The organism is Aeromicrobium yanjiei, assembly GCF_009649075.1.
In the GTDB taxonomy this organism is placed as follows: Bacteria; Actinomycetota; Actinomycetes; order Propionibacteriales; family Nocardioidaceae; genus Aeromicrobium; species Aeromicrobium yanjiei.
In genome coordinates this window covers 1,061,117-1,082,933 of the sequence record NZ_CP045737.1, presented here as the reverse complement: position 1 = coordinate 1,082,933, position 21,817 = coordinate 1,061,117, and the positions used below count along the sequence as shown (strand labels likewise).

Annotated in this window: 22 protein-coding genes and 1 tRNA gene; 2 read left to right on the top strand and 21 right to left on the bottom strand. The window is 70.7% G+C overall.

Annotated features, from left to right (window positions below; translation table 11 throughout):
- Nucleotides 1-125: 125 nt before the first annotated feature.
- A complete protein-coding gene (locus GEV26_RS05485) occupies nt 126-1,352 on the top strand; it encodes an MFS transporter (RefSeq protein WP_153652126.1) in 1,227 nt (408 codons plus the stop codon).
- A 3-nt stretch (nt 1,353-1,355) separates the two neighbouring features.
- Here GEV26_RS05485 and GEV26_RS05480 read toward each other — a convergent pair whose 3' ends face one another.
- The 18 genes from GEV26_RS05480 to GEV26_RS05400 form a co-directional block, all read right to left on the bottom strand.
- A complete protein-coding gene (locus GEV26_RS05480) occupies nt 1,356-1,727 on the bottom strand; it encodes a hypothetical protein (RefSeq protein ID WP_153652125.1) in 372 nt (123 codons plus the stop codon).
- Between the two features lie 20 nt (nt 1,728-1,747).
- Entirely contained in the window at nt 1,748-2,809 is a 1,062-nt protein-coding gene (locus GEV26_RS05475) for an HTTM domain-containing protein (protein ID WP_194839973.1), read from the bottom strand.
- A gap of 25 nt (nt 2,810-2,834) precedes the next feature.
- The gene (locus GEV26_RS05470) at nt 2,835-3,677 is read right to left on the bottom strand and encodes a DUF5819 family protein (RefSeq protein ID WP_153652123.1); all 843 of its coding nucleotides are present in this window, start codon (nt 3,675-3,677) and stop codon (nt 2,835-2,837) included.
- A 10-nt stretch (nt 3,678-3,687) separates the two neighbouring features.
- Nucleotides 3,688-5,019, bottom strand: a complete 1,332-nt coding sequence (locus tag GEV26_RS05465) for a hypothetical protein (RefSeq protein WP_153652122.1) — start codon at nt 5,017-5,019, stop codon at nt 3,688-3,690.
- 163 nt (nt 5,020-5,182) lie between these two features.
- Complete coding sequence (locus GEV26_RS05460) at nt 5,183-6,124, bottom strand: HTTM domain-containing protein (RefSeq protein ID WP_153652121.1); 942 nt, start codon at nt 6,122-6,124, stop codon at nt 5,183-5,185.
- Nucleotides 6,121-6,864 carry a DUF5819 family protein gene (locus GEV26_RS05455; RefSeq protein ID WP_153652120.1) on the bottom strand — a complete coding sequence of 248 codons (744 nt, stop codon included), beginning with the start codon at nt 6,862-6,864 and terminating at the stop codon, nt 6,121-6,123. Before GEV26_RS05455 ends, GEV26_RS05460 begins: the two co-directional genes overlap by 4 nt.
- A 127-nt stretch (nt 6,865-6,991) precedes the next feature.
- A tRNA-Ala gene (locus GEV26_RS05450) sits at nt 6,992-7,064 on the bottom strand.
- A 64-nt stretch (nt 7,065-7,128) separates the two neighbouring features.
- Nucleotides 7,129-7,773: a histidine phosphatase family protein gene (locus GEV26_RS05445; protein WP_153652119.1), complete on the bottom strand. Its 645-nt coding sequence runs from the start codon at nt 7,771-7,773 to the stop codon at nt 7,129-7,131.
- The gene (rsfS, locus tag GEV26_RS05440; RefSeq protein ID WP_153652118.1) at nt 7,770-8,123 is read right to left on the bottom strand and encodes a ribosome silencing factor; all 354 of its coding nucleotides are present in this window, start codon (nt 8,121-8,123) and stop codon (nt 7,770-7,772) included. The genes GEV26_RS05445 and rsfS overlap by 4 nt, the downstream gene beginning before the upstream one ends.
- Complete coding sequence (nadD, locus tag GEV26_RS05435; protein WP_279586760.1) at nt 8,110-8,748, bottom strand: nicotinate-nucleotide adenylyltransferase; 639 nt, start codon at nt 8,746-8,748, stop codon at nt 8,110-8,112. The genes rsfS and nadD overlap by 14 nt, the downstream gene beginning before the upstream one ends.
- A gap of 5 nt (nt 8,749-8,753) precedes the next feature.
- On the bottom strand, nt 8,754-8,903 hold the full coding sequence (locus GEV26_RS17965) for a hypothetical protein (protein WP_153911640.1): 150 nt from the start codon (nt 8,901-8,903) through the stop codon (nt 8,754-8,756).
- A 22-nt stretch (nt 8,904-8,925) separates the two neighbouring features.
- Nucleotides 8,926-10,173 (bottom strand): glutamate-5-semialdehyde dehydrogenase, encoded by a 1,248-nt coding sequence (locus GEV26_RS05430; RefSeq protein ID WP_153652116.1) that lies wholly within the window; start codon nt 10,171-10,173, stop codon nt 8,926-8,928.
- 25 nt (nt 10,174-10,198) lie between these two features.
- A complete protein-coding gene (gene proB, locus GEV26_RS05425; RefSeq protein WP_153652115.1) occupies nt 10,199-11,284 on the bottom strand; it encodes a glutamate 5-kinase in 1,086 nt (361 codons plus the stop codon).
- Nucleotides 11,284-12,840, bottom strand: a complete 1,557-nt coding sequence (gene obgE / locus GEV26_RS05420; RefSeq protein ID WP_243838944.1) for a GTPase ObgE — start codon at nt 12,838-12,840, stop codon at nt 11,284-11,286. Before obgE ends, proB begins: the two co-directional genes overlap by 1 nt.
- A gap of 121 nt (nt 12,841-12,961) precedes the next feature.
- The gene (gene rpmA, locus GEV26_RS05415) at nt 12,962-13,240 is read right to left on the bottom strand and encodes a 50S ribosomal protein L27 (protein ID WP_153652113.1); all 279 of its coding nucleotides are present in this window, start codon (nt 13,238-13,240) and stop codon (nt 12,962-12,964) included.
- Between the two features lie 12 nt (nt 13,241-13,252).
- Nucleotides 13,253-13,558: a 50S ribosomal protein L21 gene (rplU, locus tag GEV26_RS05410; protein ID WP_194839972.1), complete on the bottom strand. Its 306-nt coding sequence runs from the start codon at nt 13,556-13,558 to the stop codon at nt 13,253-13,255.
- Between the two features lie 94 nt (nt 13,559-13,652).
- The gene (locus GEV26_RS05405; RefSeq protein WP_153652111.1) at nt 13,653-16,202 is read right to left on the bottom strand and encodes an Rne/Rng family ribonuclease; all 2,550 of its coding nucleotides are present in this window, start codon (nt 16,200-16,202) and stop codon (nt 13,653-13,655) included.
- Nucleotides 16,203-16,369: 167 nt separating this feature from the next.
- Nucleotides 16,370-17,134 carry a TIGR03936 family radical SAM-associated protein gene (locus tag GEV26_RS05400; RefSeq protein WP_208431028.1) on the bottom strand — a complete coding sequence of 255 codons (765 nt, stop codon included), beginning with the start codon at nt 17,132-17,134 and terminating at the stop codon, nt 16,370-16,372.
- A gap of 40 nt (nt 17,135-17,174) precedes the next feature.
- Between GEV26_RS05400 and GEV26_RS05395 the strand changes: the two genes are divergently transcribed.
- Nucleotides 17,175-18,389, top strand: a complete 1,215-nt coding sequence (locus GEV26_RS05395) for an MFS transporter (protein ID WP_194839971.1) — start codon at nt 17,175-17,177, stop codon at nt 18,387-18,389.
- A 4-nt stretch (nt 18,390-18,393) separates the two neighbouring features.
- Here GEV26_RS05395 and GEV26_RS05390 read toward each other — a convergent pair whose 3' ends face one another.
- The 3 genes from GEV26_RS05390 to GEV26_RS05380 all read right to left on the bottom strand — a co-directional run bounded on the left by GEV26_RS05390 (nt 18,394) and on the right by GEV26_RS05380 (nt 21,798).
- The gene (locus GEV26_RS05390; RefSeq protein ID WP_153652108.1) at nt 18,394-18,591 is read right to left on the bottom strand and encodes a hypothetical protein; all 198 of its coding nucleotides are present in this window, start codon (nt 18,589-18,591) and stop codon (nt 18,394-18,396) included.
- 147 nt (nt 18,592-18,738) lie between these two features.
- Complete coding sequence (locus tag GEV26_RS05385) at nt 18,739-19,761, bottom strand: class I SAM-dependent methyltransferase (RefSeq protein ID WP_194839970.1); 1,023 nt, start codon at nt 19,759-19,761, stop codon at nt 18,739-18,741.
- A 105-nt stretch (nt 19,762-19,866) separates the two neighbouring features.
- Entirely contained in the window at nt 19,867-21,798 is a 1,932-nt protein-coding gene (locus GEV26_RS05380; protein WP_153652106.1) for a TIGR03960 family B12-binding radical SAM protein, read from the bottom strand.
- Between the last annotated feature and the right edge of the window lie 19 nt (nt 21,799-21,817).

Below are 21,817 nucleotides of genomic sequence, written 5' to 3'. Positions count from 1 at the left end.
CGCCGCTCTGCCGGGCTTCGCCCGGGCGCTTGCCTTCACTCCCCCGCAAGCGGGAGGTGCCCCCAGCTGGCGCTCGCTCGGCCTGTGGTCTCGTGCGTGTCGTCGCTCTTCGATAGATTCCTTCGGTGAGTTCTTCTGGGCCCGTTCCGACAGCCTCCGTGCAGCGGCGGGTGGTGCTGGTGCTCGTGCTGGTGCAGGTGGTGGGCGGCGTCGGCAACGGTGCCGGGCTCGCCGTCGGCAGCCTGCTGCTGAAGGACATCTCCGGCTCGTCCGGCTGGGCGGGCATGGCCGTCGTCATGCTGACGCTCGGCGCGGCAGCGTTCACGATCCCGTTGTCCTCGCTCGCCGCCCGGGCCGGGCGGCGACCCGCCCTCACGCTCGGCTGGGTCGCCGGCGCGCTCGGCGCCGCGATCACGGTCGCGGCCGCCTCGCTGGAGTCCCTCCCGCTGGCACTCGCCGGGCTCGGTCTGTTCGGCGGCAGCACCGCGGCCAATCTCCAGTCGCGGTTCGCCGCGACCGACCGGGCCCAGCCCGAGCAGATCGGCCGCTCGCTGTCGATCGTGGTCTGGTCGACCACCCTCGGCGCGGTCATCGGGCCCAACCTGACCGGCCCCGGCGCCTCGTTCGCCGATCTCGTCGGCGTGCCCGATCTCGCCGGACCCATGATCTTCTCGGCCGTCGGCTTCGGCATCGCCGGCCTGCTGACGTTCGTGCTGCTGCGCCCCGATCCCCTCGTGCGCTCAGCCGATGCTGCACCGGCACCCCGCGGACTCCGCGCCGCCCTGCCGTACGCGCGTGGCCGCACGCTCACCGCGATGTGGGCCATCGCCTCGTCGCACGCCGTGATGGTCGCGGTCATGGCCCTGACCCCGGTGCACATGGAGGATCACGGGGCCGCCCTCGAGGTCATCGGCCTGACCATCAGCCTGCACATCGCCGGCATGTTCGCGCTGTCGCCCCTGATGGGCTGGCTGAGCGACACCTGGGGAGCCGACCGCACGATCCTGCTCGGCCAGTCGATCCTCGTCGTGGCGGCGTGCGTCGCGGGCACGTCGGGCAGCTCGCAGGTGCAGATCACGATCGGCCTCACGCTGCTCGGCATCGGCTGGTCCGCGTCGGTCATCGCCGGAGCGGCCAAGCTGACCAACTCCCTCGAGGTCTCGACCCGTCCTGTCGTCCAAGGACTGTCCGACCTGACGATGAATCTTGCCGGCGCCTTCGGCGGACTGCTGGCCGGGCTCGTGGTGGCGGTGAGCGGCTTCGGCACGCTCAACGTCGCGGCCGCGGTCCTGACGATCCCGGTGGTCCTGCTGGTGCTCTCGGGACGACGCGTGGCCGCCGGCGCCGTCTGATCGCTACGGAGCCGGGGCCGCGGCCTCCACCGGACGGGAGGTCCAGCCGAACTGTCCACCCGCTCCCCTGATCTCGACGCTCGCGATCGCGATGCGGTCCCGTCCGCCCTCGGCACGCACGCTGCAGCGGAACGTCGTGCCGATCGACTCATCGACCTTCTTCGGACACCTGACCTCGAGCGGCCGCCCGGACGTGGCCTCGAGCTTTCGCTCGATGTTGGCGACGACCCCCTGGGTGGACATCCGGACGACCGCGTTCTCGGCGGGAGGCGCGGCGTCCTCCTCCTCGTCCGCACGGGTCACGAAGAACAGCACGATCGCGGCGACGATCCCGGCCCCCACGAGGCCGAGCAGGAGGTTCAGGAGTGCCTTCACGGTCGGGAGCCTAGCCGAGCTCAGCGACGCCGCACGGCGGCTCTGACCCAGTCCGCCACCGGCCACCAGGTGCGCTCCAGCACCGCGGTCCCGGCGTCCTCGACGGCGTACCAGCGCAGGGCCAGCCAGTCCCCCACAGGCGCCAGACGGGCCCGGAGCCACTCGTCCACCCGCTCGTACGACTCGGTGGACACGAACACCGCTGCGAGCGAGACGATCGCGAGCGCGCTCCACGGCACGGCCAGCAGCACCGCGAGCACGAGATTGACCAGGACCGTCGCCGCGACGACGATCCTGCGCGTCACGGTGTGGAGGAGGAACGGCCCGAACAACAGCTGGGTGAGCAGCACGGCGTAGGTCAGGGCGCCCAGGGCGATCGGGTTCGTGGAGATCGCGTCCGACAGACCCGGGTGGGGACGCAGCTCGGGCAGCTGCATCGTGGAGTACATCGCCGTGCCCCGCTGCCAGACGTCCTGCGAGATCTTGTCCAGGCCACCGGCCAGGCACAGCAGCACGATCTGGGTCGTGAGACCGATCAGTCCCACGTGGTGCAGGCCCGACGCGAGCCAGGGCGGCAGGACCGCCTCCCGCTCCTCCTCGACCTGGTCGCTCCTGCGCCCACGGCGCCACGCGTCGAGGGACCAGCGCTCTGCCGTCTGCATGAGCAGGAGCCACATCAGGGCGATCCGCACGAGATTGTCTCCCTCGTCGCCGACCACCGGGTTCTGCGAGACCACAGCGATGAACCCGACGAGCGTCACCGCGTTGGCGGCCCTGGCGTGCCAGCCGAGCACCATCGCGGCGGCCGCCGCCATGGTGAGGACGTAGAACAGGGTCAGCACGTCCCCGCTGACTCCGTCGAGCAGCTGCGTCTCGGGGAACTGGCTCAGCGCGCGTGCAGGCTCGGCCCAGACCGCGCCCGGACCCGCCCAGGCCTCCCGGGTCGACGCATTGGCTGCGAGCAGGCCGAGCACCGAGAGCGCGACCCCGATCCGGCACACCGCGGCGCCGTACGGCGTACGCGGCTCGGCCAGCAGCCAGTCCGCCGCCGCGTCGACCGCCCGCCCGGGCGCCTGCACCACGCGCCGTCCCCGCGACGGCACCGGCTCACGCCCCCGCATGGCGCTCGAATGCGGTCTGCGCCTCGTAGGAGGCGGTGAACCCCCGTCGGAAGCCGAACGCGAACCAGCGGAAGTCGCGGTCGTGCAGAGCATCTGCCGGGCGATCCGCGCCCGCGGGCACCGTGCGGCGTCCGACGCGGTACTGCACCTTGAGGATCGTCCCGTCGAGCCGTGCGCGGGCGTACATCGAGGCGAAGCGCGTCGCCATGGTGTCGTACGTGACGTAGCTCCGGACGGCCGCCTGGCGGTCCGTGCCCGCCGAGTACAGCCGGTCGCCGAGCCGCTCGATCGGCTCCTTCGTGTACGACGCGGCGACGAGCTCGCGCTGGCGCGGGTTGAGGCCGAACATCGCGCCGTTGAGGTTGGTCGCGATCCGGCGGGCCGCCACGTGGACGCGTGCGGGATCGATGTCGTGCCGCAGCGCGTCCGTCTCGACCGCCGTCACGTCCATCCAGTCGCTCATCGTGATCGCGCCGCCGGCACCGTCCCTGACCTGCGCACGGACCATGAACGACTCGTCCGCGAACTGGGCGTTGGGCACCAGCGCGCTCCACTGCTGGGCGAAGTAGGGATTGACCCAGGCCGCCAGTGCTCGGTCGCCGACCGCGTCACGGACCGGACCGGACGGGGACACCCACAGGGCCAGCACCGCCGCGTGCACCACCGCGACCAGCGCCAGGACGACCACGAGCGCTCGTTGCCACGGCCGGTGACCGGATGACGCCGCTCCGGTGGTCTGCATCTCGAGCTCGTCCTGTCCTCGTCGGTCGGTGCGTCCGGACGCACCGCTGCCGGTGCCCTGGAGAGGGTCACCGGCAGCGCTGGTCATGCTCAGTCGATCACGCCACCAGGCGGCGGCGCTTCTCGTTCAGCAGGACGGCTCCGCCGAACAGCACGAGGGCCAGGCCCAGGAACATGAACGGCAGCAGGTTGCGGGGAGCACCTGCGTCCGGCAGTGCCTGCGTCACGTCGGCGTCGGACTGCGCGTCGGCGTCGGCCACCGCATCGGCATCGGCGTCAGCGTCCGCATCCGCGTCGCTCGCAGCATCGGCATCAGCGTCGCCCGCCGAGTCCGCGTCGGAGTCGGAGTCGGCATCAGAGTCGGCATCGGAGTCGGCATCGGCTGCCGCGTCCGCATCGTCGGCTGCCTCGCCGACCCGGTTGGGCCCGACGTGGACCCGTGCCAGGTCGAGCGTGTTGCCGCCGAGGAGCGTCAGGCTCAGCGCCGTGACCTCGAGCTCGCCGGGCGAGGCCGCGACCTGCTTGTTGACCGTGCCGCTCACGAGCGGCTTCAGCGCATCGGACAGGCCCGCCAGCAGGGTCGGCTCCAGTGCGTCGAGCAGCGGCCCGACGAGCTGCGCGTTGAGCGCCTCGAGCTGCGGGCTGAGGGCGCCGAGGGCCCCACCGAGGCTCCTGGTCAGCGTGTCGCTCAGCCCGGCGATGATCCCGTCGACCAGGTCCTGCGGCGCACCGACCAGCAGATCGGCGTTGACGCCGGTGCCGAGCGTGACCGGCACGACGATCTCCTCGGTGCCGAGCGTGACGACGAGCTCGAGACCGGCAACGGAGCTCTCACCGGTCGCCCGGCCCGGCTCGGCCTCGGCCGAGGCGTTGACCGCGCCCACGCGGAGGGTGACCGGCAGTGAGGTGTCGATCGTCCCCAGCGCCTGGCCGAGCACGGTGTCGACGGCCTCGGTGACCGGGAGGAGCAGCGTGCGGAGCAGCTCGCCGATGATGCTGCCGTCGCCGACCAGCCCGGTCAGGATCGGATCCAGGACCGTCCCGGTCTCGACCTCGCCGAGGTCCTCCACGAGGTCCGTGAGATCCAGGGTCGTCTGCAGGTCGAGGGCCTCGATCGGCGCGACGCTGGCGCTGGCCTCCGAGACACCGTCGAGGTCCTTGTCGACCCCTGCCGACGCGTTCTGCGAGAACGCGTCGATGCTGTTGGTGTCAAGACCTTCGCCGCACCGACCGGTCGTGGCGCCGGTGGGCTGGACGGCCTCACAGGTGCCACCGTCGAGAGCCTCGAAGAGGCCGGTGCCCCTCACCGCGCTGGCATCGGCCGACGCGACCGGAGCCGGCGCGCCGTTGGCGGAGAACGACAGACCGGCCGTGACGATGAGTGTCGCCAGCCCGGCTGCCAGGGAGTTCTTGGCAAGCGTTTTCTTCATGTGGGAGTTCCCCTTGACTTCTTTTTTTGCCCGCCGCACGTCGTGGAGCGCGGTCGAGGCGGGTGCGGAGCATGGGAGTGCGTGCTCCGCAACCTTAAACCACATTTACAGGATCTCCGAGAGCCGGAGACAAGAAATGTCACTCCCGGTTACAGGGCCTGCGTCACACCCGGGACGGAGGCTGCGGGACCGGCCGCCTGCCGCGAGCGCGTACCGCAGCGGCGATGCGGAGCCACGACGAGTCGCTCACCAGGATCATGTCGACCGCGATCATGACGAGCGAGAAGTACAAGATCCCCATGAACAGGCCGATGCCCAGGTGCATCCCGGTGATCAGCACGAGCGCGATCAGTCGGGTGGGCCGATGGATCAGCAGCACCGGGAAGAACAGCTGCACGACGATCGCGAGGTACGTCGCGCCGCCGATCACGAGCCCGTTGGCGTACAAGGGCTGCAGCCAGTCGTGCCACGGTGAGTACGCGTCGGTCTGCAGCGGGTAGTAGACCGCCGTCCCGTCCATCCAGCGCTCGCTCTGCAGCTTCCAGAAGGCCGATCCGACGTAGACCATGACGACCTGGTGGATGATCAGGATCGTCGCCAGGTTGTGCAGCGTGGCCGAGGCCCACGTCGGTACGTACGGCCGGATCTCCCCTCGTTCGGCACGCTGGCGGGCATCGACCGACCAGCGCAGTCCTGCGTCGGTGAAGCACAGGTAGAGCAGGACCATGCGCAGCACGGCGTCTCCGCCCGAGCCCACGAACGGGTTCGCGACGTAGAGGGACATCCACAGGAACAGCGTCACGATCGCGGTGGCGCGGGTGCGGTAGCCGACCATCAGGAGCACCCCGAAGACGATCGTCAGGAGGTAGAGCGCGTCGAAGGCCCTCCCGTCCAGTCGGCCGAACAGGCCGAGAAAGGACGGCCAGGACGTCGCGTCGCGGACCGGCGCGGTCCACTCCGCCCCGTCGCCCCACGTGTAGTGCCGGTCGTCCCAGTTGACGACGAGCTGGCTCGCCACAACGAGCCCCAGGATCATCCGGGTGACGGCCAGGCCGTACGTCGAGTGCTTCTCCTGACTGAGCCAGCCCACCGCGCGCTCGATCATCGGTGCCTCCGGTCGAACGCCGCGACGGCGTCGCGCTCGCGGGCGCCGCCGGTCGTCGGGACGCGCCAGCCGCTCTCCCGCTGGGTCGGTGACGGCCGGGCGGCCTGCCGCTCGACCTCCGAGCCCGTGCGCTGCGCGTAGGGCACCACGGAGTGCGCGCGCAGCCGATAGCGAACGGCGGTGAGCTCATGACCCGTCCGGGCCTCCAGCACCTCGGTCCCCAGTCGCGCCGCCGCCTCCTCGTACAGGACGTAGGTCCGGACGCGGACGGGATCTGCTCCCCCGGCCGACAGGTCCGCCCTCAGCTCGCTCCACGACGGTGGGGCCGTCTCGTCCGTGCCGTCGGCGATCGCCCGCTGGGCCAGCCCCAGGCCGCGATAACGCTGGCTGAGCGGCCCGTAGAGCTTGTTGGTGACGTATCCCGCGCGGCCACCCACCAGCCGGTGCCGGATCAGGTCCAGCTCGACACCGGTCCAGCTGACCCATGCGGTACGCCGCGCCGTGCCGTCGTCGCCGACGTACGAGCCCTGGAACAGGACCTCGCGGTCCTGCGCGACGGGAGCGGGAGCGAACAGCCGCCAGTTCTGCGCGAAGTAGGGCTCGAGGTAGCCGGTGCGGGACGCTGTCGCGTCGCTGTAGCGGTTGGGCGGCAGGGCGGCCAGGGTGACGGCGACCAGGTGCAGGCCCGCGATCGTCACTGCCACCGAGATGAACGCCGATCGCATCGTCACCCGGGACACGCCCGCCACCGTACCAACTCGCCGGCGTCCCCCGGGCCCGTCAGCAGTGGGTCCCGGGACCCGGTCGGGGACCACGAACGACGAACGCCCCTCCCGGTCCGGGAAGGGCGTTCAACGTGCTGTGCGGTGGAGCATAGGAGATTCGAACTCCTGACCTCTTCCATGCCATGGAAGCGCGCTACCAACTGCGCCAATGCCCCGCGGTGTCCCCCTCAGGGGCCTCGCCAATATTAGCCGGTCCGCTCCGAAAGACCCAATCCGGGGTCACTCCTCGTCGGACATCACTGGAACCGGAAGGGTTCCGGCGTTCCACTCCGTGAGCCGCCAGCTCGTGTCGGGACGCCACGGTGTCTCCTCGATGACCGACCACGCGCAGTTGTTGAGCGCGCCGAACGTGCCCCAGTGCGCGCGAGGGATGCCCAGGAAGCTGCAGATGCCCGTGCGGAGCACCGCACCGTGGGCGACGACGACGAGGATGCTGTCCGCGGGCAGCGACGCGAGAGCCGACTCCAGGCCCTCGGCGAAGCGCTCCCCCGCCTGCAGGTGGGTCTCGCTCCCGGGGATCTGCGTCTCGTCGCCGTCGACCCACGCCTGCATGCCCTCGGGCATCCGGTCCCACGCCTCGCGCCACGTCAGCCCTTCGCGGGCACCGAAGTTGAGCTCGCGGAAGCGCTGGTCCAGCTCGACCTCCAGACCGGTGAACGCACCGAGGTACGCCGCGGTGTCGCGGGCCCGCTGCAGGTCCGAGCTGAGGATGCGGTGCGGCCTGAGGGTGGCCAGGCGGCTCGCAGCCTCCTGCGCCTGCGCGTGACCGACCTCGTCGAGGGGGATGTCGCTCTGCCCCTGGACGCGCCCGGCGACGTTCCACTCGGTGCGCCCGTGGCGCCACAGCACGACCTGGCGGGTCATGCCAGCGTGACGACCGGGCAGTCGCTCCAGAGGCGCTCGAGCGCGTAGAACACGCGCTCCTCCTGGTGCTGGACGTGCACGACGATGTCCTGGAAGTCGAGCAGGACCCATCGGCCCTCGCGCTCGCCCTCGCGGCGCACGGCCTTGACGCCCAGCTCGATCATCTTCTCCTCGACCGCGTCCTGGATCGCCTTGACCTGGCGCGGGCTGGAGCCGGAGCACAGCAGGAAGACGTCGGTCAGTGCGAGCTGCTCGGAGACGTCGAACGCGATGACGTCCTGGGCGAGCTTGTCCTCGGCGGCCGCTGCCGCTGCTCGGGTCAGCTCGACGGCGCGGTCAGTGGCGGTCATGAGTCGGTGCCTTCGGTCGGTGGATGTCACGGTAGAGGTCGTGCTTGCCGATGTACTGCACGACGCCGTCCGGCACGAGGTACCAGACCGGCTCGCCGTGCTCGACACGTTGGCGGCAGTCCGTCGAGGAGATCGCCAGCGCGGGGATCTCGACGAGGGTGATGTGCTCGCGGGGCAGGCCCTCGAGGGTCGTGTCGTCCATCTCGTGCCCCGGACGGGTGCAGCCGACGAACTGGGCGAGCTCGAACAGCTCGTCGTGATCGCGCCAGGTCAGCAGCGCTGCCATGGCGTCGGCGCCCGTGATGAAGTACAGGTCCGCGTCCGGGTGCAGCTCCGACAGGTCGCGCAGGGTGTCGATCGTGTAGGTCGGTCCCTGCCGGTCGATGTCGACGCGGCTGACCGTGAACCGGGGATTGGCCGCGGTCGCGATGACGGTCATGAGGTAGCGGTCCTCGGCCGGCGAGACGTCGCGGTCGACCTTCTGCCACGGCTGTCCCGTCGGGACGAACACCACCTCGTCGAGGTCGAACCAGGACTGCACCTCGCTCGCCGCCACGAGGTGCCCGTGGTGGATGGGGTCGAAGGTGCCGCCCATGACGCCGACGCGTCGGCGTCCGGTGCTCACGGGGGTCAGGAGTGCTCGCGGCCCTTGCCGAAGGACAGCAGGGCGAACAGCAGGACCATGAGGATGGCAAAGGCGATGACGCCCACGGCCCACGGCTCGATGCCGATGTCGCGCAGGTGCTCGGTCTCTTCGGCAGCGGCGATGAACGAATGCATGAGGACAATCTATCCCAGTGCTCTACCGAACGTGACCGTCGCCCGTGACGATGAACGTCGTGGTGGTCATCTCGGTCAGGCCCATGGGTCCGCGGGCGTGCAGCTTCTGGGTCGAGATGCCGATCTCGGCACCGAATCCCAGCTCGCCGCCATCGGTGAATCGCGTCGAGGCGTTGATCATGATCGCGGCCGAGTCCACCCCCGTCGTGAAGCGTGTGGACGCCGCGAGGGAGCCCGTGACGATGGCCTCGGTGTGCCCCGAGGAGAACTCCCGGATGTGGTCGAGGGCCTCGTCGATCGAGGCCACGACCTTCGCGGAGATGTCGAGCGAGAGGTACTCCTGGGCGTAGTCCTCGGCGGTCGCAGTCAGGACCCGCTCGTCGACCGCACAGAAGCTCTCGTCGCCGTGGATCGTGACGCCGGCGTCGTGGAGGGCGGCCACGACACGGGGCACGAAGACGTCGGCCACGTCCTGGTGCACCAACAGCGACTCCGCCGCGTTGCAGACGCTCGTGCGGTGGGTCTTGGCGTTGAGCACGATGTCGAGCGCCATGTCGAGATCGGCCGCCGCGTCGACGTAGACGTGGCAGTTGCCCACGCCGGTCTCGATGACCGGCACGGTGGACTGCTCGACGACGGCCTGGATGAGGCCTGCTCCCCCGCGCGGGATCACCAGGTCGACGAGCCCCCGCGCCTGCATGAGGTGCGTCGCGGACGAGCGGTCGTCGGCGCTGATCTGCTGGATCGCGTCCGCGGGCAGTCCCGTGGCGGTCAGCGCGTCCCGCATGATCGCGATGATCGCGGCATTGGACCGCGCCGCCGAGGACGAGCCGCGCAGGAGCACGGCGCTGCCGGCCTTGAGGCAGATCGCGGCCGCGTCTGCGGTGACGTTGGGGCGCCCCTCGTAGATCATGCCGATGACGCCCATCGGCACCCGGACCTGACGCACGCGCAGCCCGTTGGGCAACGTCGAGCCGCGCACGACCTCACCCACCGGATCGGGCAGCACGGCGATCGAGCGGACCCCGTCGGCGAAGGCGGCGACACGGTCCTCGTCAAGACGCAGTCGGTCCAGGACGTTGTCGGGCGTGCCCGCCGCGCGGGCGGCCTCGACGTCGGCGGAGTTGGCCGTCAGGATCGTCTCGGTGCCGGCCACGAGGGCGTCAGCCATCGCGTGGAGGGCGGCGTCCTTGGTCGCTCGGTTCGTGACCGCGAGGGTCCCGGCTGCGATCCGCGCGCGTCGGGCGGCGTCGTGCACCTGCTGCTTCATGCCGCCGATCCTAGTCGGGGCCCCGTCAGACCAGCATGAGGTCGTCGCGGTGGACGACCTCGCGCTCATAGCTCGCGCCGAGGGTTGCGGCCAGCTCGTGCGTCGACCTCCCCATGAGCTGGGGCAGCTCGTCGGAGTCGTAGTTGACGATGCCGCGGGCGATGACGACGCCGTCAGGACCGACGAGGTCGATCGGGTCGCCGGCCGTGAACGGGCCCTCGACGCCCGTGATCCCCGCGGGGAGCAACGAGGCCTTGCGCAGCGTCAGCGCCCGGACGGCCCCCGCGTCGAGATGCACGCTGCCCTCGGTGTTGCTCGCGTGGGCCAGCCACAGGAGCCGGGTCGGACGCCGACGACCGGTCGCGTGGAACCGGGTGCCCACCGACGCCCCCGACAGCGCCTGGTCGGCCTGCGCCGCGGACGTCAGGAGCACCGGGATGCCGGCGCCCGTCGCGATGCGCGCCGCCTCGACCTTGGTGACCATGCCGCCCGTGCCGATCGACGACGCGCTCGGCCGCACGATGTCGAGTGCCTCGAGATCCGCCTCACCGTGGACGTCCGAGATCAGGTGGGTGTCCTCGCGCGACGGGTCACCGTCGTAGAGACCGTCGACGTCCGACAGCAGCACCAGCTGGTCGGCGTGGACGAGGTGGGACACCAGCGCCGCGAGGCGGTCGTTGTCGCCGAAACGGATCTCGCTCGTGGCCACGGTGTCGTTCTCGTTGACCACCGGGACCACACCCAGCTCGAGCAGCCGGGCGAACGTCTGGAACGCGTTGCGGTAGTGGCTGCGGCGCGTGACGTCGTCGGCCGTCAGCAGCACCTGCCCGACGATCAGACCGTGACTCGCGAAGCGCTCGGCGTAGCGGGCGATCAGCGCACCCTGCCCCACGCTCGCGGCCGCCTGCTGGGTTGCGAGATCGCGCGGCCGCCGACGCAGTCCGAGCGGGGCCAGTCCGGCCGCGATCGCGCCGGAGCTGACCAGGACGATCTCGTCCCCGCGCGCTCGTGCGGCCGCCAGCGCGTCGACCAGGGCGTCGACGCGCACGCCGTCAAGACCGCCGCTCGCCGAGCTCAGCGAGGACGAGCCCACCTTGACGACGATGCGCACTAGCGCCGGTCCTCGTCCGAGTCGTCTCCGTCCAGCGCCGGGTCGTCCTCGGGGAACGTCCAGTCCGGCGTCGCAGCCGAGCTCTCGGGACGTCCGCTCTCTCGAGCCTCACGGATCTCCGCCTCGTGCGCCCGTCGTGCCGCGAGCTCCTCGCGGCGCTGGACGTTGGTGCGGCGGTCGGACTGGTCGATGCGCAGGTCCTCGCCACGGCGACCGAGCACCTCGGCGCCGGCCGGGATCTGCGGGTCGAAGTCGAACACCACGGCGTTGTCCTCGTCGCCGATGACGACGTCGTCACCGGCCCGCGCACCGCGCTTGAGCAGCTCGTCCTCGACGCCCAGCCGGTTGAGCCGATCGGCCAGGAAGCCGACGGCCTCGTCATTCGCGAAGTCGGTCTGTCGCACCCAGCGCTTGGGCTTCTCACCGCGGACGATCCACTGGCCGTTGACCTGGTCGATCGTGAACTCGCGGCCCACGCCGGCCTCGGCCTTGGGCCGCAGCACGATCCGGGTGACCTCGGCGACTGGCGTCTCGGCCCGGCGGGAGGCGACGATCTCGGCCATCGCGAACGAGAGCTCGCGCAGACCTGCGTGGCTCGCTGCCGAGACGTCGTAGACGTCCAGCCCACGGGCCTCGAGCTCGTCCCGCACGAAGCCGGCGATCTCCTTGGCGTCGGGCACGTCCGTCTTGTTGAGCGCCACGAGTCGGGGCCGGTCCAGCAGATCGCTGCCGGTCGCCTCGGCGTACGCCTTGAGCTCGGCCTCGATGACGTCGAGATCGCTCAGCGGGTCACGTCCGGGGTCCACGGTCGCGCAGTCGATCACGTGCACCAGGGCCGCGCAGCGCTCGACGTGGCGCAGGAAGTCGTGCCCCAGCCCTCGGCCCTCGCTCGCGCCCTCGATGAGGCCCGGGACGTCGGCGACGGTGAACGTCGTGGAGCCGGCGGTGACGACGCCGAGGTTGGGCACGAGGGTCGTGAACGGGTAGTCGGCGATCTTGGGCCGGGCCCGTGACAGCGCCGCGATGAGGCTGGACTTGCCCGCGCTCGGGAAGCCGATGAGGCCGACGTCGGCGACGACCTTGAGCTCGAGCGTGATCGTGAGCTCATCGCCCGGCTCGCCCTTCAGCGCGAAGCCGGGTGCCTTGCGCTTGGACGAGGCCAGGGCCGCGTTGCCCAGGCCGCCGCGGCCGCCCGCTGCGATGACGAGCTCGGTGCCGGGACCGATGAGGTCCGCCAGCACCTCTCCCGAGGCGTCCTTGACGACGGTGCCGTCGGGCACGCGCAGGACGAGGTCCTCGCCGTTGCTGCCGCTGCGGTTGCTGCCGGCACCGGGGGCGCCGTTGGTGCCCCGGCGGTGCGGCTCGTGGTGGTAGTCGATCAGGGTCGTGACGTCTGCCCCGACCTGCAGGATGACGTCACCACCGTTGCCGCCGTTGCCACCGTCGGGACCACCGAGGGGCTTGAACTTCTCACGATGGACCGAGGCGACACCGTCGCCACCGGACCCGCCAGCGACGTGGAGCGTCACCTTGTCGACGAAGCTGGGGACAGCCACAGGCCGCTCTTTTCCGTACTGGCCCCGCATGACGGGGCGTTAAATGGGACGAAGGGACCAGTCCGCGTCTGCGGACGGCCCCTTCGTTGTCTGCGACGAGCGCAGATCTGGTGTTCGCGTACTACTCAGTCGGGCTGGCCGCGACGAGATCGGCCGGGACGATGTTGACGACCTTGCGCCCACGGCGACGGCCGAACTCCACGGCTCCTGCCGAGAGGGCGAAGAGGGTGTCGTCACCGCCACGGCCGACGTTGGTGCCGGGGTGGAAGTGCGTGCCACGCTGGCGGACGATGATCTCGCCGGCGTTGACGAGCTGACCGCCGAAGCGCTTCACACCCAGTCGCTGGGCATTGGAATCGCGGCCGTTCTTGGTGGAGGCTGCGCCCTTTTTGTGTGCCATCTGTCCAGTCCTCTACTTGATCCCGGTGATCTTCACCTGGGTGTACTTCTGACGGTGACCCTGACGCTTCTTGTAGCCGGTCTTGTTCTTGTACTTCTGGATGACGATCTTGGGGCCCTTCGCGTCACCGACGACCTCGGCGGTCACGGTGATCTTGGCCAGCGCGTCGGCGTCAGCCGTCACCTTGTCGCCATCGACGAAGAGCACGGCGGGCAGAGAGAAGCTCTCGCCGTCGGCCTGCAGGACCTTGTCGATCTGGATGACGTCGCCCACAGCAACCTTCTGCTGCTTGCCGCCACTGCGCACGATTGCGTACACCACGGAATCCTCACTCATTTCAGCTCTGGGGGCGCGCCCGCAAGGAAGCGGGATACGCGCTCGAACGGCACGCTGAGCGCACCGAAGGACTAGTTTACGGAGCCAGACCCTCGCTGGTCAAAACGGGGCCCTCTCCGGGGTCGCCGTCCGCGGGTGCGGGCGACGATTGAGGCGCTGCCGGGGGCCCGGCAGGCTTCGAGGCAGACCCGCGCTTGCGGGTCGTCCTCTTCACCGGGGCAGCCTGCTCGACGGGCGCCGGAGCGTCCATCGAGGCTGCGGCACCGGCATCAGCACGGGGCGCCTCCACCGCGGGCGGCGGCGGGGGCGGGGGCGGCGGCCCGGCCGGGGCCGGGACGTCGAGCGGACGGGCTGCGACAGGCGGGACCGACTCGAACGTGACGGGTGTCTCGGCCGCCGAGGGCTGCTCGGAGGTCGATTCCTGCTGGTCGTCGCGGCGGCCGCCGTTCTGCGGGGCGGTCTCCTTGCCCCGGTTGCCGCCGCTGTTCTGGTTGCCGCTGTTCTGGTTGCCGCCGCTGTTGCGTCCGCCGCCTCGACCGCCACGGCTGCCCCGGCGCTGCTCGTCCTTGCGGGGCTCGACGGGCGCGTCCTGGATCATGACGCCCCGGCCGTGGCAGTGCTCGCACTCGTGGCTGAACGACTCGAGCAGGCCGGTGCCGATGCGCTTGCGCGTCATCTGGACCAGTCCGAGCGAGGTCACCTCGGCCACCTGGTGGCGCGTGCGGTCACGACCGAGGCACTCCACGAGACGGCGGAGCACGAGATCGCGGTTGCTCTCCAGGACCATGTCGATGAAGTCGACGACGATGATGCCGCCGATGTCGCGCAGCCGGAGCTGGCGCACGACCTCCTCGGCCGCCTCCAGGTTGTTCTTGGTGACGGTCTCCTCGAGGTTGCCCCCCGAGCCGGTGTACTTGCCGGTGTTGACGTCGACGACGGTCATGGCCTCGGTGCGGTCGATCACCAGCGAGCCGCCCGACGGCAGGAACACCTTGCGGTCGAGGGCCTTGTGGATCTGCTCGTCGAGGCGGTACGCCGTGAAGGCATCGGTCTCGCCCTCCCAGCGCGTGACACGCTCGGCGAGATCGGGTGCCACGTGGTCGATGTAGCCCTTGATCATGTCCCAGGCGTCGTCACCCTCGACGACGAGCTGGTGGAAGTCCTCGTTGAACAGGTCGCGGACGACCTTGATCATCAGGTCGGGCTCGGAGTAGAGCAGCTCGGGCGCCTTTCCGGCGGCGACCTTGGCCTCGATGACCTCCCAACGGGCGCTCAGGGCGGTGACGTCGCGGGTCAGCTGCTCCTCGGTCGCTCCCTCGGCAGCCGTGCGCACGATGACGCCGGTGTTGTCCGGGAGGACCTCCTTGAGCAGCGCCTTGAGGCGGGCGCGCTCGTTCTCGGGCAGCTTGCGCGAGATGCCGCTGGTCTGGCCGCCGGGCACGAGGACGAGGAACCGGCCCGGCAGGCTGATCTGGCTCGTCAGACGGGCGCCCTTCTGGCCGATGGGGTCCTTGGACACCTGGACGAGGATCGTCTGACCGGGCGAGAGGGCGTCCTCGATCTTGCGGGCCTTGCCGTTGCCGAGCGTGGTCCAGTCGACCTCGCCGGCGTAGAGCACGGCGTTGCGGCCCGCGCCGATGTCGACGAAGGCGGCCTCCATGCTCGGGAGCACGTTCTGGACCTTGCCGAGGTAGACGTTGCCGATGATCGACGTCTGGGACTCGCGGGCCACGTAGTGCTCGACGAGGACCTTGTCCTCGATCACGGCGATCTGCGTGTAGTCGTCGCGCTGGCGCACGACCATCTCGCGGTTGACCGACTCGCGGCGGGCCAGGAACTCGGCCTCCGAGACGATCGGGGCACGACGGCGTCCGGCCTCGCGGCCCTCGCGGCGGCGCTGCTTCTTGGCCTCGAGCCGGGTCGAGCCGGCGACGCCGGTGATCTCGTCCTCGGCGCTGCGTCCGCTGCGAACACGCACGACGGTGTTCTCGGGGTCGTCGGGCTGGACGTCTGCACCCTCGCCCGCGCGGGCCCGGCGCCGGCGGCGACGCGTGCCGCCGTTGCCGTCGTCCTCGGTCTCCTCCTCGGAGTCCCCCTCGGACGTCTCGTCGGTGTCGGACTCGCCCTTGCGGCGGCGGCGTCCCCCGCGGCTGCGGCGACGGCGGCGCGGGGCGTCCGGATCGTCGTCGTCGGAGTCACCCTCGTCATCGCTCTCGGCGACGGCGCTGGTCTCGTCGGGCTCGACCTTCTGCGCCCTGGCCGGGGCCACGACCGGCTCGGGGGCCTGGAACATCGCAGCGACGGCCGACACCGGGGCCACGGGCTCAGGCGCCGGCTCGTCGGCGTCCGCCTCGTCGTCGTCGGAGGTGATCGGGGCCTTGGCCGCGGCCTTGCGCGGGGCCCGCCGGCTCGACGAGCGCCTGACCGGCTGCTCCTCGGGAGCCTCGTCGGCCTCGGCCTCGTCGTCCTGCGGCTCGACCTCGGCCGGCTCCGCCTGCTTGGGCGGCGCCACCGGGGCCGAGAAGCTCACGGCCGCGGGCGGACCCGCCGGACGACCTGCGGCGCGACGCCGGGTGGTCGGCGCCGAGGTGGTGGATTCTGCTGGGTTCTCGTTGTCGTCGAGCATGCGCTCTCCTTCGCCCTGCGCCGATCGTGATCGGCCCGGGGCACGTATGCGGTCCGGCACTGCGGACCTGAAGCTTCGGTCAACCCCTGCGCCACGCGCCGGGGTGTGACGGCGAACTACGGTCTGTCACATCGACTCCCCCACTTGCCGCCGCGGTCGTCACCCGGTCAGGATGCGTCGCGGTCGTAGGCAAGTGGATCGCCTACCGTGCCATCCTCCGCGATGAGAGGACCCTGGGCCAAGCGAGTCGCGATGGGCGTCTGCTCGAGCTCGAGGCCCCCGCTGGAACGGAGTCCGGCAAGAACGTCGTCTGGTCGTATCGACGGTGTGTCGTGTCGCACGACCACTTCCAGTATCGCACATGGACCGCTCAAGGTCTCCGAGGAATGCGCGGACAGGTGCAGGACGGCGGCCCGGCAGTCGAGCGTACGGAGGCCGCGCTTCATCATCCGCTCGATGAGGACCTCGTCGGCGGCGAGGAATCCCGCGACGGCCGCGCTCGCGTGCTCCTGCGTCACCCCCGGCAGCGCGATCTGCCACGCACTGGCTTCGAGCCGGTCGGCCAGCGCTCCGGGACGGGCCACCACGACGTCGACGATGTCGAGACCGGGAGGGAGGGCCGAGTCGAGCGCCTCCCGCACCTCCTCCGCGTCGACGGGCCGGGTCATCCCGATCTCGAGGTACTCCGCCTCGCTGGCCGCACCGGTCGGTGACGCGTTCGCGTACGAGATCTTGGGGTGCGGGGTGAACCCGGACGAGAAGCCGATCGGGATTCCCGCACGGCGGACCGCCCGCTCAAAGGCCCGGGCGAAGTCCCGGTGGCTGGTGAACCGCAGCCGGCCTCGCTTGGCGTAGCGGATGCGCAGCTTCTGCACGATGGGCAGCTGCGGGTTGGGGGCTTCGGGATTGGGGGTTCCCTCGAGGGTCGTCACCCGTCGAGGTTACCTGCGCCGCCCCGGGGACAATGGGTCGGTGACGACTCCCTCCCCCACCCCCACCGCCGGAGGCAGGTGGCTCGTGGGCGCCGCGATCGTCCTGCTGGCCGTCAACCTGCGCGTCGCCGTCGGCAGCGTCGGGGTGGTGCTCGAGCAGGTCCGCGACGACCTGGGCATGACCGCGACGGTGGCCGGCGTCCTCACGACCCTGCCGGTCATCTGCTTCGCCGCGTTCGGGGTGGGCTCGGCCGGCTCGGTGCGCCGCCTGGGCCTGCACCGCTCCGCGGCCCTGGTGCTCGTGCTGCTGACGATCGGCCTGGTGCTGCGGTCCGTCGTGCACGACGAGACGGTGTTCCTGCTGTGCAGCGTGGTCGCCCTGGCGGGGGCGGCGGTCGGCAACGTGATCCTGCCGCCGCTGGTCAAGGCCCACTTCCCCGACCGGATCGCGCTGATGAGCTCGCTCTACGGGGCGGCCCTCATGGGTGGCGCCGCCGCCGCGTCGGTCGGCACCGTCCCGCTGGCCGACGCCTTCGGCGGATGGCGGCCCGGCATCGGCCTGTGGGCCGTGCTGACGGGGGTCGCGCTCGTGCCGTGGCTGTTGATGCTGCGGCGCGACGTCCACACAGCCCCGGTCGACGAGGAGCGGCTCCCGATGCGAGCGGTGGCCCGCTCTCCCCTCGCGTGGGCGATGCTGCTGGTCTTCGCCGCGCAGTCCGCCGCCGCCTACGCCCAGTTCGGCTGGTTCCCCGAGATGCTGGGCGACGCGGGGGTCTCCTCGGGGTACGCCGGTGCGCTGCTCGGCCTGCTCAGCGCGGTCGGCATCCCGCTCACGCTCGGACTCCCCTGGCTGATCGCCCGGGTCGGCGACCGGCCCCACCTGTCGTGGGGCTTCGCTACGCTGACGGCCGCAGGCTGGCTCGGGGTGCTGCTCGCCCCGTCGACCCTGCCGTGGCTCTGGGCGATCCTGCTGGGGCTGGGCGGCGGGGCGTTCACGTGGACGCTGACCATGATCGCCCGGCGCACGCGGACCACGGCCGGGACCGCGACTCTCTCGGTGACGACGCAGGGACTCGGCTATCTGCTGGCCGGGATCGGCCCGTTCGGGGTGGGTGCCCTGCACGACGTGACCGGGTCCTGGGACGCGCCGATCATCGCGCTGATGCTCCTGACGGTCGTCATCGCAGTCGCCGGCACGGTCGTCGCGCGGCCCGTGATGCTCGAGGACACCCTCGTGCGTCCGGTGCGCGACTGACCGCTCAGCCGACGGCCTTGGGACGGCTGCCGACGGACCGGGCGGCGCGACTCTGGCGTGCGAGGTAGGCGACGAAGGCGAGGCGCTCCCCACCGTGCTCGGCCACGGCGCGCTCAGCCTCGACGCGTCGACGCTCGAGACGTTCGGTGAGCTCGCGCTCGCGCTGCTGGACGGCGACCTGGGCGGTGTATTCGGTGAACATGATGTCGGTCCTTTCGGGGTTGTTCGACATCACCCACAGTCGTCGCTGAGGCACCTGCGCCACATCGGGCGAATGCCGTAACTTCCCCGCGGACCGCTACCTCAGACGCGCGCTCCCTACCTCAGGCCCTCCATCGGCCGCAGGCCCTCACTCGGCGTCGACGTCGACCCGGAAGACGATCGAACGGTCCAGCTGCTCCGCGATCGTCAGGCGGCGACCCGCAGGACGCTCACGCATCCAGCGCTCGGCGATCTCGGTCTCCTCCGGACGCGGGGTGTCGTCGAGGATCACCAGGGCACCTGCGGGCAGACGGTCGGCCAGCATCGGGAAGCCCGGGTAGCGCACCTGCGGCGCGATCGCGCCCACGGGACCGTCCACGAAGAGCAGGTCGATCCGGGTGAGGTCGGCCGGCAGCACCGACAGGTCGTACCAGGGGTGCGGGTCCCGGCCCGGCAGTGCCAGGTCCACGAGCGGCGCGTGGATGACCTCGGCACGGTGGGACAGGCCCAGCGCCGCGATCCGGCCGCGGGTGATCTCGGCGTACTCGGCGCTGGACTCGAGCGACACGATCTGCCCCGGTCCACCACGCCGTTCGAGGGCCGTGGCCCACCACACCGTCGAGCTGCCGGAGCCGCACTCGACGATCGTGTCGATCGGCGTGGTCGCGATGTGCTCGGCGACCCAGGCCACGGTCCGCGGCGACAGGGCCCAGTTGCCCAGCTCGGGCATCAGGCGGTCGTGGTCGACGATCCGGTCGTACAGCCGCTCGAGCTCGACGGTCGAGCTCGGGATGCGCTGCACCGAGACCACGATCTCGCGCACCTCGGTCAGCAGTCGTTGTGTCGCGGGCAGCTGGTGGGTCTGCGTCCGCTCGATCCGGTCGACAGCGGCCCGGACCTGTGCCACCGCGTCAGCGAGCTCGGTGACGTCGCCCGCAGCCGGCAGCTTCTTCGTCGCGGACGCGGTCGCGTTGACCTTCTTCTGCAGACGCGCCACGGATCGGGTGACCGAGCGCGCCCACAGGGCGATCCACGCGAAGGCCACGACGCCCGTGAGCCCGAAGGACGCGATGGCCACGTCGTGCCACGACGCGACCGCCGCCACCAGCCCGAGCAGCGCTCCCGCAGCGATCACCAGCAGCAGGGCACGGCCCTTGTTCACCTTCGTCATCAACCTGTTCCTCCGAGTGCGGGGATGCGCACAGCGGACCATTCGCAGCGCAGGCAGAGCCTACACAGCGCCGGCCTGCACGACGCGAGACGACATGGTCGTTGCTCAGACGACGGTGAGCGGCAGCAGAGTCTTGCCGGTCGGGCCGATCTGGATCTCGGTGTCCATCTGCGGGCACACGCCACAGTCGAAGCACGGGGTCCAGCGGCAGTCCTCGACCTCGAGAGCGCCCGAGGGGTCGAGAGCGTCCTGCCAGTCCTCCCAGAGCCAGTCACGGTCGAGTCCGGCGTCCAGGTGGTCCCACGGGAGCACCTCGGCGTACTCGCGCTCGCGCGTCGTGAACCAGTCGAGGTCGACCGGCTCGTCGGCCAGCGCCTCGTCGGCCATGCGCGCCCAGCGCTCGTACGAGAAGTGCTCGCTCCAGCCGTCGAAACGGCCGCCGTCACGCCACACGGCCTCGATGACCCGGCCGACGCGACGGTCGCCGCGGGACAGGAGTCCTTCGATGATGCCGGGCTTGCCGTCGTGGTAGCGAAAACCGATCGACTTGCCGAACTTCTTGTCGGCCCGGACGAAGTCACGCAGCTTCTGCAGCCGAGCGTCGGTCGTCTCGTGGTCGAGCTGGGAGGCCCACTGGAACGGGGTGTGCGGCTTGGGCACGAAGCCGCCGATCGACACCGTGCAGCGGATGTCGTGACGTCCGGACACCTCGCGACCGGTCTGGATGACGCGTTTGGCGAGCTCGCCGATCTGCATGACGTCCTCGTCGGTCTCGGTCGGCAGACCGCACATGAAGTAGAGCTTCACCTGGCGCCAGCCGTGCGAGTACGCCGCCGCGACCGTCTGGATCAGGTCGTCCTCGGACACCATCTTGTTGATGACCTTGCGCAACCGGTCACTGCCGCCCTCCGGGGCGAACGTCAGCCCCGAGCGGCGGCCGTTGCGGCTGAACTCGTTGGCGAGGGTGATGTTGAAGGCGTCCACCCGCGTCGACGGCAGCGACAGCGAGGTGTTGGTGCCCTCGTAGCGGTCACCCAGCTGCTTGGCGACCTCGCCGATCTCGGTGTGGTCGGCGCTCGACAGGCTGAGCAGGCCGACCTCCTCGAAGCCGGTCTTGTCCAGGCCGTTCTGCACCATCTGGCCGATGCCCTCGATCGAGCGCTCGCGGACCGGGCGGGTGATCATGCCGGCCTGGCAGAAGCGGCAGCCGCGCGTGCAGCCCCGGAAGATCTCGACGCTGAAGCGCTCGTGGACGGTCTCGGCGAGCGGGACCAGCGGGTTCTTGGGGTACGGCCACGCGTCGAGGTCCATCAGCGTGTGCTTCGCGATGCGCCACGGGACGCCGGGACGGTTGGGCGCGACGCGCTGGATGCGTCCGTCGGGCAGGTAGCTCACGTCGTAGAACTTGGGGACGTAGACGCCGCCGGACTTCGCGAGGCGCAGCAGCACCTCGTCGCGGCCGCCGGGGCAGCCCTCGGCCTTCCACTCGCGGACGACGGCGCTGATCGCCAGCACGATCTCCTCGCCGTCGCCCAGCACTGCGGCGTCGATGAAGTCAGCGATCGGCTCGGGGTTGAACGCCGAGTGGCCGCCCGCGATCACGATGGGGTCCTCGCCGCCGCGGTCGACCGCGTGCAGCGGCATGCCCGCGAGGTCGATCGCGGTCAGGAAGTTGGTGTAGCCGAGCTCGGTCGAGAACGAGATCCCCATCAGGTCGAACGCCCGGACAGGCCGGTGGGCGTCGACCGTGAACTGCGGGATGTCGTTGGCCCGCATGACCTTCTCCATGTCACTGAAGACCGCGTACGTGCGCTCGGCCAGGATCCAGTCACGCTCGTTCAGCACCTCGTACAGGATCTGCACGCCCTGGTTGGGCAGGCCCACCTCGTACGCGTCGGGGTACATCAGCGCCCAGCGGACCTCGGCGGAGTCCCACTCCTTGCTGGTCGCGTTGAGCTCGCCACCGACGTACTGGATGGGCTTGCCGATCGACGGCAGCAGGGGTTCCAGGCGGGGGAAGACAGACTCGACGGACATTCCTCAAGGGTAGGCGCTC

What these genes read in the sequence shown, in the direction of transcription:
- GEV26_RS05470 (WP_153652123.1), bottom strand. Translation starts at nt 3,677, where the DNA reads ATGACCAGCGCTGCCGGTGACCCTCTCCAGGGCACCGGCAGCGGTGCG.
- GEV26_RS05465 (WP_153652122.1), bottom strand. Translation starts at nt 5,019, where the DNA reads ATGAAGAAAACGCTTGCCAAGAACTCCCTGGCAGCCGGGCTGGCGACA.
- GEV26_RS05460 (WP_153652121.1), bottom strand. Translation starts at nt 6,124, where the DNA reads ATGATCGAGCGCGCGGTGGGCTGGCTCAGTCAGGAGAAGCACTCGACG.
- GEV26_RS05445 (WP_153652119.1), bottom strand. Translation starts at nt 7,773, where the DNA reads ATGACCCGCCAGGTCGTGCTGTGGCGCCACGGGCGCACCGAGTGGAAC.
- rsfS (WP_153652118.1), bottom strand. Translation starts at nt 8,123, where the DNA reads ATGACCGCCACTGACCGCGCCGTCGAGCTGACCCGAGCAGCGGCAGCG.
- GEV26_RS17965 (WP_153911640.1), bottom strand. Translation starts at nt 8,903, where the DNA reads ATGCATTCGTTCATCGCCGCTGCCGAAGAGACCGAGCACCTGCGCGAC.
- GEV26_RS05430 (WP_153652116.1), bottom strand. Translation starts at nt 10,173, where the DNA reads ATGAAGCAGCAGGTGCACGACGCCGCCCGACGCGCGCGGATCGCAGCC.
- rpmA (WP_153652113.1), bottom strand. Translation starts at nt 13,240, where the DNA reads ATGGCACACAAAAAGGGCGCAGCCTCCACCAAGAACGGCCGCGATTCC.
- GEV26_RS05405 (WP_153652111.1), bottom strand. Translation starts at nt 16,202, where the DNA reads ATGCTCGACGACAACGAGAACCCAGCAGAATCCACCACCTCGGCGCCG.
- GEV26_RS05390 (WP_153652108.1), bottom strand. Translation starts at nt 18,591, where the DNA reads ATGTTCACCGAATACACCGCCCAGGTCGCCGTCCAGCAGCGCGAGCGC.
- GEV26_RS05385 (WP_194839970.1), bottom strand. Translation starts at nt 19,761, where the DNA reads ATGACGAAGGTGAACAAGGGCCGTGCCCTGCTGCTGGTGATCGCTGCG.
- GEV26_RS05380 (WP_153652106.1), bottom strand. Translation starts at nt 21,798, where the DNA reads ATGTCCGTCGAGTCTGTCTTCCCCCGCCTGGAACCCCTGCTGCCGTCG.